At 74.2% G+C, this 16,963-nt stretch carries 15 protein-coding genes and 1 pseudogene; 8 read left to right on the forward strand and 8 right to left on the reverse strand.

The window, feature by feature from the left end; all coding sequences use genetic code 11:
• Positions 1-177: 177 nt before the first annotated feature.
• Complete coding sequence (locus MW084_RS06260) at positions 178-423, forward strand: hypothetical protein (protein WP_039828819.1); 246 nt, start codon at positions 178-180, stop codon at positions 421-423.
• Here the strand turns inward: MW084_RS06260 and moaA are convergent.
• From moaA to MW084_RS06275, 3 genes are all read right to left on the reverse strand, one after another.
• On the reverse strand, positions 406-1,395 hold the full coding sequence (gene moaA, locus MW084_RS06265) for a GTP 3',8-cyclase MoaA (RefSeq protein WP_010468894.1): 990 nt from the start codon (positions 1,393-1,395) through the stop codon (positions 406-408). The two genes, MW084_RS06260 and moaA, sit on opposite strands and share 18 nt — an antisense overlap.
• 164 nt (positions 1,396-1,559) lie before the next feature.
• On the reverse strand, positions 1,560-3,170 hold the full coding sequence (locus MW084_RS06270) for a solute symporter family protein (RefSeq protein WP_010468896.1): 1,611 nt from the start codon (positions 3,168-3,170) through the stop codon (positions 1,560-1,562).
• Positions 3,167-3,550 (reverse strand): DUF485 domain-containing protein, encoded by a 384-nt coding sequence (locus MW084_RS06275; RefSeq protein WP_010468898.1) that lies wholly within the window; start codon positions 3,548-3,550, stop codon positions 3,167-3,169. The genes MW084_RS06270 and MW084_RS06275 overlap by 4 nt, the downstream gene beginning before the upstream one ends.
• Positions 3,551-3,802: 252 nt before the next feature.
• Between MW084_RS06275 and MW084_RS06280 the strand changes: the two genes are divergently transcribed.
• Together MW084_RS06280 and MW084_RS06285 are read left to right on the forward strand one after the other, a co-directional pair.
• Positions 3,803-5,335, forward strand: coding sequence for a S8 family peptidase (locus MW084_RS06280; protein WP_010468900.1), 1,533 nt, complete (start codon positions 3,803-3,805; stop codon positions 5,333-5,335).
• A gap of 104 nt (positions 5,336-5,439) precedes the next feature.
• Positions 5,440-6,819 carry a CoA transferase gene (locus MW084_RS06285; protein ID WP_029553311.1) on the forward strand — a complete coding sequence of 460 codons (1,380 nt, stop codon included), beginning with the start codon at positions 5,440-5,442 and terminating at the stop codon, positions 6,817-6,819.
• Between the two features lie 109 nt (positions 6,820-6,928).
• Here the strand turns inward: MW084_RS06285 and MW084_RS06290 are convergent.
• Both MW084_RS06290 and MW084_RS06295 read right to left on the reverse strand, forming a co-directional pair.
• Positions 6,929-7,729: pseudogene (locus MW084_RS06290) on the reverse strand (sterol desaturase family protein); the annotation flags it as partial.
• 128 nt (positions 7,730-7,857) lie between these two features.
• Positions 7,858-8,529 carry a VIT1/CCC1 transporter family protein gene (locus MW084_RS06295; RefSeq protein ID WP_010468905.1) on the reverse strand — a complete coding sequence of 224 codons (672 nt, stop codon included), beginning with the start codon at positions 8,527-8,529 and terminating at the stop codon, positions 7,858-7,860.
• A gap of 212 nt (positions 8,530-8,741) precedes the next feature.
• Here MW084_RS06295 and MW084_RS06300 point away from each other — a divergent pair, with 212 nt between their 5' ends.
• The 5 genes from MW084_RS06300 to MW084_RS06320 all read left to right on the forward strand — a co-directional run bounded on the left by MW084_RS06300 (position 8,742) and on the right by MW084_RS06320 (position 13,520).
• Positions 8,742-9,719, forward strand: coding sequence for a DEDDh family exonuclease (locus MW084_RS06300; protein WP_029553313.1), 978 nt, complete (start codon positions 8,742-8,744; stop codon positions 9,717-9,719).
• Between the two features lie 84 nt (positions 9,720-9,803).
• Positions 9,804-10,037 (forward strand): hypothetical protein, encoded by a 234-nt coding sequence (locus MW084_RS06305; protein ID WP_010468910.1) that lies wholly within the window; start codon positions 9,804-9,806, stop codon positions 10,035-10,037.
• 42 nt (positions 10,038-10,079) lie between these two features.
• On the forward strand, positions 10,080-10,880 hold the full coding sequence (locus MW084_RS06310; protein ID WP_010468911.1) for an SURF1 family cytochrome oxidase biogenesis protein: 801 nt from the start codon (positions 10,080-10,082) through the stop codon (positions 10,878-10,880).
• Positions 10,881-10,975: 95 nt separating this feature from the next.
• Positions 10,976-12,760: a glycoside hydrolase family 15 protein gene (locus MW084_RS06315; RefSeq protein WP_010468913.1), complete on the forward strand. Its 1,785-nt coding sequence runs from the start codon at positions 10,976-10,978 to the stop codon at positions 12,758-12,760.
• 4 nt (positions 12,761-12,764) lie between these two features.
• Positions 12,765-13,520, forward strand: a complete 756-nt coding sequence (locus MW084_RS06320) for an SDR family oxidoreductase (RefSeq protein ID WP_010468914.1) — start codon at positions 12,765-12,767, stop codon at positions 13,518-13,520.
• Between the two features lie 96 nt (positions 13,521-13,616).
• Here the strand turns inward: MW084_RS06320 and MW084_RS06325 are convergent, their stop codons facing one another.
• The 3 genes from MW084_RS06325 to MW084_RS06335 form a co-directional block, all read right to left on the reverse strand.
• Complete coding sequence (locus tag MW084_RS06325) at positions 13,617-14,417, reverse strand: enoyl-CoA hydratase/isomerase family protein (RefSeq protein ID WP_010468916.1); 801 nt, start codon at positions 14,415-14,417, stop codon at positions 13,617-13,619.
• 164 nt (positions 14,418-14,581) lie between these two features.
• Positions 14,582-14,803, reverse strand: a complete 222-nt coding sequence (locus MW084_RS06330; RefSeq protein WP_010468918.1) for a helix-turn-helix domain-containing protein — start codon at positions 14,801-14,803, stop codon at positions 14,582-14,584.
• A gap of 299 nt (positions 14,804-15,102) precedes the next feature.
• A complete protein-coding gene (locus MW084_RS06335) occupies positions 15,103-16,701 on the reverse strand; it encodes an ABC-F family ATP-binding cassette domain-containing protein (RefSeq protein ID WP_010468920.1) in 1,599 nt (532 codons plus the stop codon).
• Between the last annotated feature and the right edge of the window lie 262 nt (positions 16,702-16,963).

Raw genomic sequence — 16,963 nt, forward strand, 5'->3', positions numbered from 1 at the left:
GGGCCCGGAAAGCTCAAGCAAAGTCCATCTCAATGTGGGGTTCCCGTGCGTCCCACCGGGCCGTGCGTGACATACTGCGTAGGCGCTCCGCCTCCCCCGTCGGAGCGACGGACCGACGCCGGGCAGCTCCCCCCGTGGCTGCCCGGCGTCGCCTTGTCCGTACGCGGTCGTTGGGACATGGCTGTGAGCGACGAGACCCACCCGATCTGTTCCGCCAAGGGCTGCCGCGCCGCCGCCGTGTGGGTGCTGGCGTGGAACAACCCGAAGCTCCACGCCCCCGAGCGCCGCAAGACGTGGCTGGCGTGCGAGGAGCACCGGGAGCACCTGTCGCGGTTCCTCGGTGTGCGCGGGTTCTTGAAGGACGTGGTGGCGCTGGCCGAGTGGGAGGCGCCGCCGGGGCCGGGGTCAGCCGCCGATCGCTGACATCGGGCGGTCGGGCTGGAGGAACTCCGGGTCGTCCAGTCCGGAGCCGGCTTTCTTGCCCCACATGGCCTGCCGCCAGAGGCGGGCGATCTCCCCGTCCGGCGCCCCGGAGCGTAGCGCGGTGCGCAGGTCGGTCTCCTCGCGGGCGAAGAGGCAGGTGCGGACCTGGCCGTCGGCGGTGAGCCGGGTGCGGTCGCAGGCGCTGCAGAACGGGCGGGTGACGGAGGCGATCACGCCGACGCGGTGCGGTCCGCCGTCGACGATCCAGCGTTCGGCCGGGGCGGAGCCGCGCTCCGCGTCGCCCTCCGGGGTGAGGGTGAAGCGGGTCCGCAGGGAGGCGAGGATGTCCCCGGCGGTGATCATGCCGTCGCGCTTCCAGCCGTGCTGGGCGTCGAGGGGCATCTGCTCGATGAAGCGCAGCTCGTAGTCGTGGGCGACGGCCCAGGCGAGCAGGTCGGGCGCCTCGTCGTCGTTGAGCCCCGGCATCAGCACCGTGTTGACCTTGACCGGGGTGAGGCCGGCCTCGCGGGCGGCGGCCAGGCCGTCCAGGACGTCGCGGTGGCGGTCGCGGCGGGTGAGGGTCTTGAAGACGTCGGGCCGCAGCGTGTCCAGGGAGACGTTGACGCGGTCGAGGCCGGCGGCCTTCAGGGCGGCGGCGACGCGGCCGAGGCCGATGCCGTTGGTGGTCAGCGACATCCTGGGGCGGGGCTCCAGGGCCGCGCACCGCTCGATGATCGAGACCAGTCCGGGGCGCAGCAGGGGCTCCCCGCCGGTGAAGCGGACCTCGGTGACGCCGAGGTCGGTGACGGCTATCCGGACGAGGCGGACGATCTCGTCGTCGGTGAGGAGGTCCGGCTTGGCCAGCCACTGCAGGCCCTCCTCGGGCATGCAGTACGTGCAGCGCAGGTTGCACCGGTCCGTGAGTGAGACCCGGAGGTCGGTGGCCACACGGCCGTAGGTGTCGATGAGCACGCTGGCGCCCTCTCGGTTCGACCGGCTGTTCGCACGGGGGTCCTTCATTCGAGCCTACGCGATCCCGTGCGCCCCCCGCGGGGAGTTTCCCCCAGGGGATGCGCGGGGCCGTGCCGGGCGGTTCCGCGGCACGGCCCCGGCGGCGGTGTCCNGGGGNGGGCGGGTCAGTGGGCCCCGACGCCGGTGAGGGACCTGACCTCCAGTTCGGCGTACTTGCCCTCGTCGGGCCGCTCCTTCGACAGCAGGGAGCCGAGCCAGCCGAGCAGGAAGCCCAGCGGGATGGAGACGAGACCGGGGTTCTCCAGCGGGAACCAGGCGAAGTCGGCGTCCGGGAACATCGAGCCTGCCTTGCCGGAGACGACCGGCGAGAACAGCACGAGGACGACGGAGGAGGTCAGTCCGCCGTAGATCGACCACAGGGCGCCCCGGGTGGTGAAGCGCTTCCAGAACAGGCTGTAGAGGATCGTCGGCAGGTTGGCGGAGGCGGCGACCGCGAAGGCGAGGGCGACGAGGCCGGCGACGTTGAGGTCGCGGGCGAGCGCGCCGAGCCCGATGGAGACGACGCCGATGAGGACGGTCGCCCAGCGGGCGGCCCGGACCTCCTCCCGTCCGGTCGCCCGGCCCTTGCGGATGACGTTGGCGTAGATGTCGTGCGCGAACGACGAGGACGAGGCGAGGGTGAGTCCGGCGACGACGGCGAGGATCGTCGCGAAGGCGACCGCCGAGATCACCGCGAGCAGGATCGCGCCGCCCGGGGAGTCCGCCCCGCCGAGGTGCAGTGCGAGCAGCGGGGCGGCGGTGTTGCCGGCCTTGTTCGACGCGGTGATCTCGGCCGGGCCGACCAGGGCGGCGGCGCCGAAGCCGAGCGCGATCGTCATCAGGTAGAAGGCGCCGATGATGCCGATGGCCCAGTTGACGGAGGTGCGGGCGGCCCTGGCGGTGGGCACCGTGTAGAAGCGGATGAGGATGTGCGGCAGTCCGGCGGTGCCGAGGACCAGGGCGAGGCCGAGGGAGACGAAGTCCAGCTTCGAGGTGGCGGTGGCCCCGTACTTGAGGCCCGGCTCCAGGAAGGCGGCGCCCTTGCCGCTGTTCTCGGCGGCCCTGCCGAGCAGCTCGGAGACGTTGAAGCCGTACTTCAGCAGCACCAGGAAGGTGATGAGCAGGGTGCCCGCGACGAGCAGGACCGCCTTGACCATCTGCACCCAGGTGGTGCCCTTCATCCCGCCGACGGTGACGTAGACGATCATCAGTACGCCGACCAGCGCCACGATGGCGACCTTGCCGGTGTCGCTGGTGATGCCCAGCAGCAGGGAGACCAGGACGCCCGCGCCGGCCATCTGGGCCAGCAGGTAGAAGATCGACACGATGATGGTGGACGCGCCGGCGGCGGTGCGGACGGGCCGCTGGCGCATCCGGTACGCGAGGACGTCGCCCATCGTGAAGCGGCCGGAGTTGCGCAGCGGCTCGGCGACGAGCAGCAGGGCGACCAGCCAGGCGACGAGGAAGCCGACGGAGTAGAGGAAGCCGTCGTAGCCGAAGAGGGCGATGGCGCCGGCGATGCCGAGGAACGACGCGGCGGACATGTAGTCGCCGGAGATGGCCAGGCCGTTCTGGAAGCCGGTGAACTGCCGGCCGCCCGCGTAGAAGTCGGCGGCGCTCCTGGTCTGCCGGCCGGCCCACACGGTGATGGCGAGGGTGGCGACGACGAAGCAGGCGAAGAGGGCGACGATCAGCGGCCGGTGCTCGCTCGCGGCCCCCGCGGCGAGGGCGCTCACGCGCCGGCCCCCGGGCGCAGCTCGCCCTCCATGCGGGCCTTGATGGCCTCGGCCCTGGGGTCGAGCTTCCCGGCCGCGTGCCGCGCGTAGAGCCAGGCGATGAGGAACGTGGTGGCGAACTGGGCGAGGCCCAGGACGAGCGCCACGTTGACGTTCCCGACCACCCGGACGCCCATCAGGCCGCCCGCGTAGTTGGAGAGGAGCACGTAGAGCAGGTACCAGGCGACGAAGGCGACGGTGAGGGGGAAGGCGAAGGAGCGGTGGGCGCGGCGCAGTTCGCCGAACTCCTCGCTCCGCTGGGTCCGGGCGAACGCCTCCGCGGAGGGCTGGAGGGGAGCGGTGTCCGCGCCCTCTTCGGGGGATGGTGCTTCGGTGACCACGGGAACTCCTCGCTGCGCGGGTGCTGTGGGCATGGGCGGGCTCACCTCGCGGGTGCGGGGAGCCGTCCGGGCTTCCCCTTCCCCTTACGGCGTCGCGGAGCGCGACACGGCGTGGTTCATCCCACATCTTCTTTCCACACCTTTTCTTCACCGAACACATTGCTGATCGGAGAGGATCAGCGATAGCTTCGCTCGTCATGTACCCGCCCACTTCCGTATCCGGGCGGACGTCACGAACGATGTGGAGAACCCATGGCACACCTGGGAACCAGGCGCGGGCGCGCACTCGCTCTGCCCGTCGGCCTGGCCCTCACGGCCTCGCTCGGCTTCCTGCCGGCGGGTGCCGCCTCGGCCGCGCCCGTCGCGGACGCCCCGGCCGCCGTCGCGGCGGACGGCCCCAACCTGTCCTACGTGGTGAACACGAAGGGCGGTCGCCACACCGACAAGGTGCGCAAGGCGATATCCGAGGCCGGCGGCACGGTGGTCGCGTCGTACGACGCGATCGGCGTCATCGTCGTCCACTCCAAGAACCCAGCGTTCGCGCAGACCATCCGCGCCGTCAAGGGCGTGGAGTCGGCGGGCGCGACGCGCACCGCCCCGCTGGCGCCGGTCGCGACCACGGAGGTCGGCGAGGCCTCCGAGCCGCTCACCGCCGCCGAGGCCCGCGCCGCCGCCGCCGCGGCGGAGGACGGCCAGGACCCGCTGGAGCCGATGCAGTGGAGCCTGCCCGCCATCAAGGCGGACAAGGCGCACGACATCACCCTGGGCAGCAGCAAGGTCACCGTCGGCGTGATCGACACCGGTGTCGACGACACCCACCCCGACCTCGCGCCGAACTTCGACCGCGCCGCGTCCGCGAACTGCGTGACCGGCAAGGCCGACACGACCGAGGGCTCCTGGCGTCCCGCCGAGGGCGAGAGCGACCACGGCACCCACGTCGCGGGCACGATCGCCGCGGCGAAGAACGGCATCGGCGTCACCGGCGTCGCGCCGGGCGTGAAGATCTCCGGCATCAAGGTGTCGAACCCCGACGGCTTCTTCTACACCGAGGCCGTGGTCTGCGGCTTCATGTGGGCGGCCGAGCGCGGCATCGAGGTCACCAACAACAGCTACTACGTCGACCCGTGGATGTTCAACTGCAAGAACGACCCCGACCAGGGTGCCCTGGTCGAGGCGCTGCAGCGGGCCTCCCGGTACGCCGAGCGCAAGGGCACGGTCAACGTCGCCGCGGCGGGCAACTCGAACTTCGACCTGGCGTCCGACGAGATCACGGACACCACGAGCCCCAACGACACGACCCCGGCCGACCGCGTGATCGACCCGAGCGAGTGCCCCGACATCCCGACGATGCTGCCCGGCGTCGTCACCGTCTCCTCGACCGGCGCCAAGGACCTGAAGGCGTCGTACTCGAACTACGGCCTGGGTGTCGTGGACGTCGCCGCCCCCGGCGGCGACCGGACCGAGTACCAGACGCCGGAGGCTCCCGCCGTGAACGGCCGGATCCTGTCGACGACGGTCAAGGGCGGCTACAACTACAAGGCCGGCACCTCCATGGCGTCCCCGCACGCCGCGGGCGTCGTGGCCCTGATCAAGTCGAAGCACCCCCACGCCACCCCGGCGATGGTGAAGGCGCTGCTGTCCCTGCAGGCCGACGACCGCGCCTGCACGAACCCGTACGACATCAACGGCGACGGCACCGTCGACGCCGTGTGCGAGGGCGGCGAGCGCCACAACGGCTTCTACGGCGCCGGCCTGGTCGACGCCCTGGACGCCGTGCGTCGATGACGCGGGTCTGACTGGGGAGGGAGAGCCCGGGCGCGCGAGCCGCGCCCGGGCTCTTTCATGCCCGGACCTTCCCGACGACTGGCACTCAGTGCCATCATCGGGGAATGGATACGGCGATTTCTCACGTCTGGACGGCACTTAGTGCCGACCCCGGGATGCTGGAGCGGGTGTCGTGCACCCGCGTCCCGGACGCGCTGCCCGCGCGCCTGCCGGTGGCGGAGGCGGCACGCGCGACGGTCTCGGTGTGCGCGCTGGCCGCCGCCGAGCTCGCCGCCGCCCGGAGCGGGGGGCCGGTGCCGCGGGTGCGGGTGGACGACGGCGCGGTGGCGACCGCCTTCCGCAGCGAGCGGTTCCTGCGGCTGGACGGGCGGACCGGGGACGGCTTCGCGCCGCTGTCCCGGTTCTGGCGCGCGGCCGACGGATGGGTGCGCACCCACGCCAACTACCCGCACCACCGGGACCGCCTGCTCACCGCGCTGGGGCTGCCCGTCGGATCGGACGCCCGGGACGTGGCCGGGGCGCTGGCCGGGCGGCGCGCGGTGGAGGTGGAGGACGCCGTGTACGGGGCCGGCGGCCTGGCCGTCGCCGTGCGGGACGCCGCCGCGTGGGCCGGCGGGGCGCAGGGCGCCCTGGTGGCGAAGCGCCCGCTGCTGACACTGGAGCGGCTGGACGGGGCACCCGGGCCGGCGCGGCGGGCGGCGGCCGTGCCGGCCCCGTGCGCCGGGGTGCGGGTGCTGGACCTGACCCGGGTGCTGGCGGGGCCGGTCGCCACGCGGACCCTGGCGCTGCTGGGCGCGGAGGTCCTGCGGGTGGACCCGCCGGGGCTGCCGGAGAGCCCGGGGGCCCACGGCGACACGGGCCTCGGCAAGCGGTCGGCGCTCCTGGACCTGGCGCGGGGCACGGACCGGAAGGTCTTCGAGGAGCTGCTGGCGGCGGCCGACGTGGTGGTGACCGGCTACCGGCCGGGCGCGCTGGACCGGTTCGGGCTGTCCCCCGGGGCGCTGGCCGAGCGCCGCCCCGGCCTGGTCGTCGCGCGGCTGTCGGCGTGGGGCGCGTACGGCCCCTGGGGCGGGCGGCGCGGCTTCGACAGCCTGGTGCAGGCGGCGACGGGCATCGCCCTGCTGGAGGGCGACGGGCGGGAGCCCGGGGCCCTCCCGGCGCAGGCCCTGGACCACGGCACGGGCTACCTGGTGGCCGCCGCGGTCCTGCGCGCCCTGACGGAGCGCCTGTCCGGCGGGGGGACCTGGCGGGTGGAGGCGTCGCTGGCGCAGACGGCGCACTGGCTGCTGCACGGCGTCGACCGCACCCCGCCGGACGGCGTGCCGCGCCCCCTGTACGACCCCGGAGCGTGGCTGCGGGAGCGGGACGCCCCGCTGGGCCGGCTGCGCCACGCCCTCTCCCCCGTCCGCTACGAGGGCGGCCCCGCGGACTGGGCGCGGCCGCCGGGCCGCTGGGGGGCCGACGCCCCGCGCTGGACGGCGTGAGCCGCCCGTACCCGGACCGCTCCCCCGCGGCTCACGCNGCGCGCTCCCGCCGGGCGCCGGGGCCGGGCGCGGGCGGCGGGGCCGGCGGCTGCCAGCCGGGCCCCCGCNNGACCCGGCCCGCCCGCTCCCGCCAGGACCGGGCGGCGCGCAGGTCGCGGGCGATGGCGGCGTACTCGTGGGTGGCGACGCGCAGCGGGTTGTGGGTGTCGATGTTCTTGGTGAGGCCGTAGACGGGCCGCTCGGTCTCGGCGGCGAAGGAGCCGAACGCCCGGTCCCAGAGGATGAGGACGCCGCCGAAGTTCCGGTCGAGGTAGCCGCCCTGGGAGGCGTGGTGCACCCGGTGGTGGGAGGGGGTGTTGAAGACGTACTCGACGAACCGGGGCAGCCTGCCGATCCGCTCGGTGTGCACCCAGAACTGGTAGACGAGGTTGACGGAGTAGCAGAGGAACACCGCGGCCGGGGGCACCCCGCAGGCGACCATCGGCAGGAAGAACGGCCAGACGGTCAGCGAGGTCCAGGGCTGGCGCAGCGCGGTCGTGAGGTTGAACCTGCGGCTGGAGTGGTGGACGACGTGGCAGGCCCACAGGACGCGGACGACGTGGTGGCCCCGGTGGGACCAGTAGTAGAGGAAGTCCTGCGCGAGCACCATCAGCGGGAACGTCCACCACAGGACGGGGACGCGGGCCAGGGTGAGCGCGTGGACGGCTTCGAACAGCGCCAGAGCCGGGATCTTCCACAGCAGGTCGAAGACGACGCTGCCGAGGCCCATGCCGATGCTGGTGGCGGAGTCCCTGGCGTCGTACCCGGCGGCGCCCTCGTCGGGGCGCAACCGGTGGGCGACCGCCTCCACGGCGATGAGCAGGACGAAGGCGGGGATCGACCACATCACGGGGTCGGGCGGGTTCGGCATGGGAGCACCGTAGGGCCGGGTGCCGGGCCGGAACCAGAGGTTGTTACCGACAAGTAAGAGAATGTGGTCCGCCGGTCGCCCCGGCGTGCGCCGCCCCGCACCTCGGTGAGCGCCGGGCGCGGGGCCCGTCAGGCCCCGATCGCCCCCAGGAGCGATCCCGCCGCGTACGTCACGGCCATGGCCACCGCTCCCCCGCCGACCACGCGCACCACCGCCGGGCGGGCCGGCGCCGCGCCGAGGCGGGCGCTCCACCAGCCGGTCAGCGTGAGCGCGGCGAGGACCGACACGACGGTGACCCCCAGCCGGGCGGGCGCGGGCGGGCAGACGATGGCCAGCAGCGGAAGCAGCGCGCCGGCCGTGAAGGCGAGGAAGCTCGCGGCGGCGGCGTGCCACGGGTTCGTCAGGGCGTCCGGGTCGATCCCCAGTTCCACGCGCGCGTGGGCCCGCAGCGCGTCGCGCTCGGTGAGCTGCTCGGCCGCCTCGCGTGCGACGTCCCGGGACAGCCCCCGCCCGGCGAGCAGGTCGGTCAGCTCGTCCAGTTCGGCCTCCGGCCGCTCCCTCAGCTCCCGCCGCTCCACCGCCAGGGCCGCCTTCTCCGAGTCGCGCTGGGTGGACACGGAGACGTACTCGCCGACCGCCATCGACATGGACCCGGCGAGCAGCCCCGCCAGTCCGGCGGTCAGGAGGGCGGAGCGCTCCCCGGTGGCGCCCGCGACGCCCACGACGAGCCCGGCGGTGGACACGATCCCGTCGTTCGCCCCGAGCACGGCGGCGCGCAGCCAGTTGAGCCGCGCCCCCATTCCCTCCCCGTGCGCTTCCCGCTCCGTCGGTTCCGTCACGGGGGCGAGCCTCTCACCCGTACCCGGGCGGGCCGGGAAACGGCTCGCCGACCCGCGCGCGGCGGGCCCGCGCGGACGGTTCCCGCCCCCCGTGCGGGGCCGCGCAGCCGGGGCCCGCCCCGGTGCGGCCCCGGGTCCGGGGCGGGGGATGTCGGCGGCGGGCCCTATCCTCGGTGACCATGCTCGACGACCGTACGACAGCAGCAGCGTGGCCGCCCGCCTACCCGCAGGGGTACGCGGTCGTCGACGTGGAGACCACCGGGCTCTCCCCGCACGACCGGATAGTGTCGGCGGCCGTCTACCGGCTCGACGCGCGCGGCGAGGTGGAGGACCACTGGTACACGCTGGTCAACCCGGAGCGCGATCCGGGCCCGGTGCGTATCCACGGGCTGACCGGCGACATGCTGGCGGACGCCCCGCTCTTCGCCGAGGTGGCCGCGGAGTTCTCGGAGCGGCTCGACGGCCGCGTCCTGGTGGCGCACAACGCGTACTTCGACTGGACGATGATCGCCCGCGAGTACGCCCGTGCCGCGCGCACCGCGCCGGTGCGCCGGCGGCTGTGCACCATGGCGCTGGCGAAGGAGCTGGCGCTGCCGCTGCCCAACATGAAGCTGGAGTCGCTCGCCGCCCACTTCGGCGTCCGGCAGCAGCGGGCCCACCACGCGCTGGACGACGCGCGGGTGCTGGCGGAGGCGTTCCGGCCCAGCCTGCACGCGGCGGCCGAGCGCGGGATACGGCTGCCGCTGCTGGAGTGCCGCCCGCTCGTCGAGTGGTCGGCACCGCCCGGCGGGGACACGCCCGGCTCCGGCCGGTCCGCGTACCGCTCCGGCGGCCGGCGCCCGGTGCGCAAGCGGCCGGCGTGCCCGTACCCCAACCCCGGGCGGTACCGGCCGGGCGAACCCCTCAGGCAGGGGATGCGGGTGGCCTTCTCGGGCGACACGTCCGTCGAGCGCGAACTGCTGGAGGACCGGGCCGTCGAGGCGGGGCTGCACGTGGCGGCCGCCGTCTCGCGGCTGACCAGCCTGCTGGTCACCAACGACCCGGACGCCGGCACGTCGAAGGCCGTCAAGGCGAAGGCGTTCGGCACGCCCGTGGTCGACGAGGCCGCCTTCACCCGACTGCTGCGGGACGTCGCCCCGGCCGGCGGCTGAACCGCGCGGACCGCCCGGTCGAACGGGTGACGGCCGGGCGCGCCGTCCTCCGTTCCGGCCGCCGCGCCCCGCACCCTGTGGCGCATGGCACGTTGTGAGGTCTGCGGAAACGATTACGGCATGTCCTTCGAGGTGCACGCGCAGGGCGCCGTGCACGTCTTCGACTGCTTCGCCTGCGCCATCCACCGCATGGCGCCCATCTGCGAGCACTGCCGCGTCCAGATCATCGGGCAGGGGGTCGAGGCGGACGGCCGCTGGTTCTGCGGCGCGCACTGCGCCCGCGCGGAGGGCATGGCGGGGATCGTCGACAAGGTGTGACCCGGGGGCCGGTTCCGGCCGCGGCGGGAGTACGGTCGTGGGGTGTACCGCTTCCTGTTGTCCCGGCAGTGGGTGATCCTCACCCTGATCGCCCTGGTCCTGATCCCGGTGATGGTCGAGCTGGGCTTCTGGCAGTTCCACCGGCACGAGCGCCGGGTCGCCCAGAACGCCCTGATCGCGGACAACCTGAGGGCCGAGCCGGTCCCCGTGGCCGAGCTCACCTCCCCCGGCCACACGGTCCCTCGCTCCGACCACTGGCGCCACGCGACCGCGACCGGGACCTTCGACACGGCCCACGAGGTCGTCGTCCGCCGCCGCACCAACGCCGACGACCGGGTGGGCGTGCACGTCCTGACCCCGTTCGTCCTCGACGACGGGCGGGTCCTCCTCGTCAACCGCGGCTGGGTCCCCGCCGCCCCGGACCAGAAGTCGTACCCCGACGTGCCCCCCGCCCCGAAGGGCCGGGTGACGGTGACCGGCCGGCTCATGGCCGACCAGACCACCGGCAGCAGCGGCATCAAGGACCTCCGGGGCCTGCCGCCGCGGCAGGTCATGCTCATCAACAGCGGGCAGCAGGCCGAGCGGCTGGGCCGGCAGGTCCTCGGCGGCCACCTGGAGCTGACGGACCCCGTGCCCGCCGGGGGCTCCCCCGAGCCGGTCCCGGCCCCGGACCACGACTCGATCGGCGCCCACATGGCGTACGCCGTGCAGTGGTGGCTGTTCGCGGCGGGCGTCCCGGTGGGGTGGACCGTCCTGGTCCGCCGGGAGCGCCGCGACCGGGCGGAGGCGGCGGCCGGCCCCACGGCGGGTGCGCCGGCCGCGCGGGAGCCCGCGGACGTGTGACGCCGCGCCCTCCGCCCGGCACGTCCCCGCAGGTCACGCGCCCGGCTGGGCGTGCCGGCCGATTGGCGCCTCCCCGCCGAGGGAACACGCAGGACGTGACCCGACGCATCGAGGACTACGCCCTCATCGGCGATCTGCAGACCGCCGCCCTGGTGGGCACGGACGGTTCGATCGACTGGCTCTGCCTGCCCCGGTTCGACTCCGGCGCCTGCTTCGCCTCGCTCCTGGGCGACGAGGAGAACGGTCACTGGCGGATCGCGCCCGCCGGCGCGCGGGCCTGCGCCCGGCGGGCCTACCTGGGTGACTCGCTGGTGCTGGAGTCCGTGTGGGAGACCCGCACCGGCACCGTGCGCGTGGTCGACTTCATGCCGCACCGCGACCGCGCGCCCGACGTGGTGCGGATCGTGGAGGGCGTGTCCGGCCGGGTCGAGATGTCGTCCGTGCTGCGCCTGCGCTTCGACTACGGGTCGGTGGTGCCGTGGGTGCGGCGGTGCGACGGCCACCGGGTCGCCGTCGCCGGCCCGGACTCGGTGTGGCTGCGCAGCGAGCCGGCGGTGAAGACGTGGGGCCAGCAGTACAGCACCCGCTCGTCGTTCGCGGTCCGCCCCGGCGAGAAGGTCGCCTTCTGCCTCACCTGGCACCCCTCCCACGATCCGCGCCCCCCGCTCGTCGACCCGTACACGGCGCTGGAGCACACCCTGGAGGACTGGGGGTCCTGGTCGGCGCGGTGCACCTACGAGGGGCCGTACCGGGAGGCGGTGATGCGCTCGCTGATCACGCTGAAGGCGCTCACCTACGCCCCGACCGGCGGGATCGTCGCCGCCGCGACCACGTCGCTGCCGGAGGACCCGGGCGGCGTGCGCAACTGGGACTACCGCTACTGCTGGCTGCGCGACGCCACCCTGACCCTGCGGGCGCTGCTGTCGGCCGGGTACCTGGAGGAGGCCTCCGCCTGGCGCGACTGGCTGCTGCGGGCCGTCGCGGGCGACCCGGCGGACCTGCAGATCATGTACGGCCTGGCGGGCGAGCGGCGGCTCCCGGAGTACGAGGTCCCGTGGCTGCGCGGCTACGGCGGGGCGCGCCCGGTCCGGATCGGCAACGCCGCCGTGAAGCAGCTCCAGCTCGACGTGTACGGCGAGGTGATGGACTCGCTGGCGCTGGCCCGCGGGGCGGGGATGCCGCCGCAGCGGCACGCCTGGGCGCTGCAGCTGAGCCTGCTGGGGTTCCTGGAGTCGGCGTGGCGGCAGCCGGACGAGGGGCTGTGGGAGGTGCGCGGACCGCGCCGACACTTCGTGCACTCGAAGGTCATGGCGTGGGTGGCGGCCGACCGGGCGGTGCGCACGCTGGAGCGGAACCCGTCCCTGCCGGGGGACGCGGCGCGGTGGCGGGTGATGCGCGACGAGGTGCACCGGGAGGTGTGCGAGCGGGGCTACGACCCGGTGCGCAACACGTTCACCCAGTCGTACGGGTCGTCGGAGCTGGACGCGGCGACGCTGATGATCCCGCGCGTGGGGTTCCTCCCGGCCGACGACCCCAGGGTGGTCGGCACGGTGGAGGCGGTGTGGGCGGAGCTGGGCCACCACGGCTTCGTCCGCCGGTACGGCACGGACGGGATCTCCGTGGACGGACTGCCCGGCGGGGAGGGGACGTTCCTCGCCTGCTCGTTCTGGATGGCGGACGCGCTGCGCATGACGGGCCGCGCGGAGGAGGCGCGGGAGCTGTTCGAGCGGCTGCTGGAGCTGCGCAACGACGTGGGGCTGCTGGCGGAGGAGTACGCCCCGGTGGCGCGTCGGCAGCTGGGCAACTTCCCGCAGGCGTTCAGCCACGTCGGGCTGGTGGCGACGGCCCTCGCGCTGGCATCGGGCGACCCGGCAGGATAGGCGCATGGATCTGGGACTGAAGGACCGTGTGTACGTCGTGACGGGTGCCTCCCGCGGCCTCGGGTACGCGGCGGCGAAGGCGCTGGTGGCGGAGGGCGCGAAGGTCGTCCTGGCGGCGCGCGGCCCGCAGGCCGTCGAGGAGGCCGCCGCCGGGCTGGGCCCCCGCGCGGTCGGGGTCGCCGCGGACAACGCCGACCCGGCCGCCGCGGACCGGCTGATCGCCGCCGCGCGCTCGCACTTCGGCGGGTTCGACGGCGTGCTCGTCAGCGTCGGGGGGCCGCCGCCCGGCTGGGCCTCCGACAACACCGACGAGCAGTGGCGGGCGGCGTTCGACTCGGTGTTCCTGGGCGCCGTGCGCATGGCCCGCGCCGCGGCGGCCGCGCTGGACGAGGGCGGGGTCGTCGGCTTCGTGCTGTCGGGGTCGGTGCACGAGCCGATCCCCGGCCTGACCATCTCCAACGGCCTGCGCCCCGGCCTGGCGGGGTTCGCCAAGTCCCTCGCGGACGAGCTGGGCCCTCGCGGCATCCGCGTCGTGGGCCTGCTGCCGTCGCGGATCGACACGGACCGGGTGCGGGAGCTGGACGCCCTGTCGGGGGACGCGGCGGCCGCCCGCGCGGCCAACGAGGCCCGGATCCCGCTGCGCCGCTACGGCACGCCGGAGGAGTTCGGCGCGGTGGCGGCGTTCCTGCTCTCCCCCGCCGCCTCGTACCTCACCGGGGTGATGCTCCCGGTCGACGGGGGCGCCCGCCACGGCTTCTGAGGCCCGGCCGGGGAGGCCCGCCGACCGCCCCGGACCGGGAGTCCGGGGCGGGGCGTCCCGGAGCGGGCGGCCCGGGGAGAGCCGGGCGGGAGGGACTCAGTCGGAGAGGCCGGCGAGGTCGCGGAGGCGGCGGGCCTGGGCGGCGCGTTCGGCGGCGCGCTGCTCGTCGTAGGTCCGTCCGGCCGCTCCGCGCAGCAGGGCCTTGGTCTCGACGACGGCGTCGCGCGGTGCGGCGAGCAGGGCCGCCGCCAGGTCCCGTACGGTCGCGTCCAGCTCGTCCGCGGGCACCACGAGGTTGGCCAGGCCGATGCGCTCGGCCTCGTCGGCGTGGACGAACCGGCCCGTGGCGCAGATCTCCAGCGCGCGGGCGTAGCCGACCGCGGCGACCAGCGGCTGCGTCCCCGCCAGGTCGGGCACGAGGCCGAGCCCGGTCTCGCGCATCGCGAACTGCACGTCCTGCGTGACGACCCGCAGGTCGCAGGCGAGGGCGAGCTGGAAGCCGGCACCGATCGCGTGCCCCTGGACCGCCGCGACCGACACGATGTCGTTGCGGCGCCACCAGGTGAACGCCTCCTGGTACCCGGCGATGGCAGCGTCCAGCTCCTTGTCGGAGCCGCGCGCCAGGTCGAGGAACGACGGCTCTCCGTCGAACCCCTCCGGCGTGAACGCCTGCCGGTCGAGGCCCGCGGAGAACGACCTGCCCTCCGCGCGGAGCACCACGACCCGCACGCTTCCGGGCAGCGCCCGCCCGGCCTCCGCGAGGGCTCGCCACATGGCGGGCGACTGGGCGTTGCGCTTCGCCGGATCGGCGAGGGTCACCGTGGCGACGGCGTCCTCGACGGCGAGGCGCACAGCGTCCTTGTCGAGCACGACGAGGTCAGGGTCGAGCGAGGTCATGGAGCGCCTCCGGGTCCGGTGCAGCGGTCGGTCGGCGCGGCGGGAACGGCTGCGCCGACCGACAAATTACTGCACGGTAATGACCCGGTCGACCGCCGGACCGCGGTGAACCGCGGCCGTCGCCGGCCGGAACCGCGGGGACGCCTCACGACCCGCATCGGCGGTCAGGCCGGTGTGGCCTTCTTGCCTCGCGTCGCTCCACCGCGTCCACGCAACGCGACTCCGGACTCGGTGAGCATCCGATGGACGAATCCGTAGGACCGGCCGGTCTCCTCGGCCAGGGCCCGGATGCTCACGCCGGCGTCGTACTTCTTCTTCAGGTCTGCCGCGAGCTTCTCGCGCGCGGCGCCGGTCACCCGGCTGCCCTTCTTCAGAGTCTCGGCCACCCGTGCCTCCTCATGGGAAGTGCGCTCTGGACTTCTCATGATCACCCCTCCCGGGTCACATGGCCAGTCATTCGACGAGGTCAGTGAGCGCGGATTTGGCCGCAAAGCGGCCGCGTCGCGCGCCGGGAGTCCGGACCCGACGGGTCCCCGGCGGCGAAGTGCCAGGTCAGCGGGGTGCCGTGAAGGGGCACGGCGGAGTGTCGGAGCCGGAGGATCCGGTGGACGCCACGCCGCGGTACCAGACGCACTCACTCAGATGAAGGAGGGCGGCTAGGCCGAATGATCCATACGGAGGGTGATCAGGCGAGGGAGACCAGATCCGCGTAGTCCGCCCCCCACAGGTCCTCGACCCCGTCCGGGAGGAGGATGATCCGCTCCGGCTGGAGGGCGTCGACGGCGCCCTCGTCGTGCGTGACCAGGACGACCGCGCCCTTGTAGGTGCGCAGCGCGCCGAGGATCTCCTCCCGGCTCGCCGGGTCGAGGTTGTTCGTCGGCTCGTCGAGGAGGAGGACGTTCGCCGAGGAGACGACGAGGGTGGCCAGGGCGAGGCGGGTCTTCTCGCCGCCGGAGAGGACCCCGGCCGGCTTGTCGACGTCGTCGCCGGAGAACAGGAAGGAGCCGAGGACCTTGCGGACCTCGACCAGGTCCAGGTCGGGCGCGGCCGAGCGCATGTTCTCCAGGACCGTGCGCTCCGGGTCGAGCGTCTCGTGCTCCTGCGCGTAGTAGCCGAGCTTCAGGCCGTGGCCCGGGGTGACCTGGCCGGTGTCGGGCTTCTCGACGCCGGCGAGCAGGCGCAGCAGGGTCGTCTTGCCGGCGCCGTTGAGGCCGAGGATGACGACGCGGGAGCCCTTGTCGATGGCGAGGCTGACGTCGGTGAAGATCTCCAGCGAGCCGTACGACTTGGACAGCCCCTCCGCCGTGAGCGGGGTCTTCCCGCAGGGCGCGGGCTCGGGGAAGCGCAGCTTGGCGACCTTGTCGGACTGGCGCGTCTCCTCCAGGCCGGACAGGAGCTTCTCGGCGCGGCGGGCCATGTTCTGCGCGGCGACCGTCTTGGTGGCCTTGGCGCGCATCTTGTCGGCCTGGGCGTTGAGGGCGGCGGCCTTCTTCTCGGCGTTCTGCCGCTCGCGGCGGCGGCGCTTCTCGTCGTCCTCGCGCTGGCGCTGGTAGAGCTTCCAGCCCATGTTGTAGATGTCGATCACGGACCGGTTGGCGTCCAGGTAGAAGACCTTGTTGACGACGGTCTCCACGAGGTCGACGTCGTGGGAGATCACGACGAAGCCGCCGCGGTAGGTCTTGAGGTAGTCGCGCAGCCAGGTGATCGAGTCGGCGTCGAGGTGGTTGGTCGGCTCGTCCAGGAGCAGGGTGTCGGCGTCCGAGAAGAGGATCCGCGCCAGCTCGATGCGGCGGCGCTGACCGCCGGAGAGGGTGTGCAGCGGCTGCCCGAGCACCCGGTCGGGCAGGCCGAGGGCGGCGGCGATGGTGGACGCCTCGGCCTCGGCCGCGTACCCGCCCTTGGTGAGGAACTCGGTCTCCTGGCGCTCGTACTGCCTCAGGGCCTTCTCGCGGGTGGCGCCCTTGCCGGTGGCGATGCGCTCCTCGTTCAGCCGCATCTTCCCGATCAGCGTGTCCAGGCCGCGGGCGGAGAGGATCCGGTCGCGGGCGAGGACGTCGAGGTCGCCGGTGCGCGGGTCCTGCGGGAGGTAGCCGACCTGGCCGGAGCGGGTGATGGTGCCGGCGGCGGGGACGCCCTCGCCCGCGAGGCACTTGGTGAGGGTGGTCTTGCCCGCGCCGTTGCGGCCGACGAGGCCGATGCGGTCGCCCTTGGCGATGCGGAAGGAAGCGGACTCGATGAGGACGCGTGCGCCGGCGCGCAGCTCGAGGCCGGTGGCGGTGATCACGGACAGACTCCAGGGCGAGGGGGACGGCGGGCGGACGGCTGCTGCGGTGGCGTCGGCACCGTCTAGTGCACGGGGAGCATGGCCATGGGGGCCAGTCTAACGGGCACATGCAACCGCTTTTCCGGGATGCGCCGGGAACGAACCGCGCCCCGGACGCGCGGGAAGGGGGCGGCGGGAACGTGCCGGGGACGGCCGGGAGCACCCGATCACCGCGCCTCCGGAGGCGCGGGAACCCCGGTCGTCCGCATGGGGACGGCGGGGG

It is taken from the genome of Streptomyces sudanensis (genome assembly GCF_023614315.1).
In the GTDB taxonomy this organism is placed as follows: domain Bacteria; phylum Actinomycetota; class Actinomycetes; order Streptomycetales; family Streptomycetaceae; genus Streptomyces; species Streptomyces sudanensis.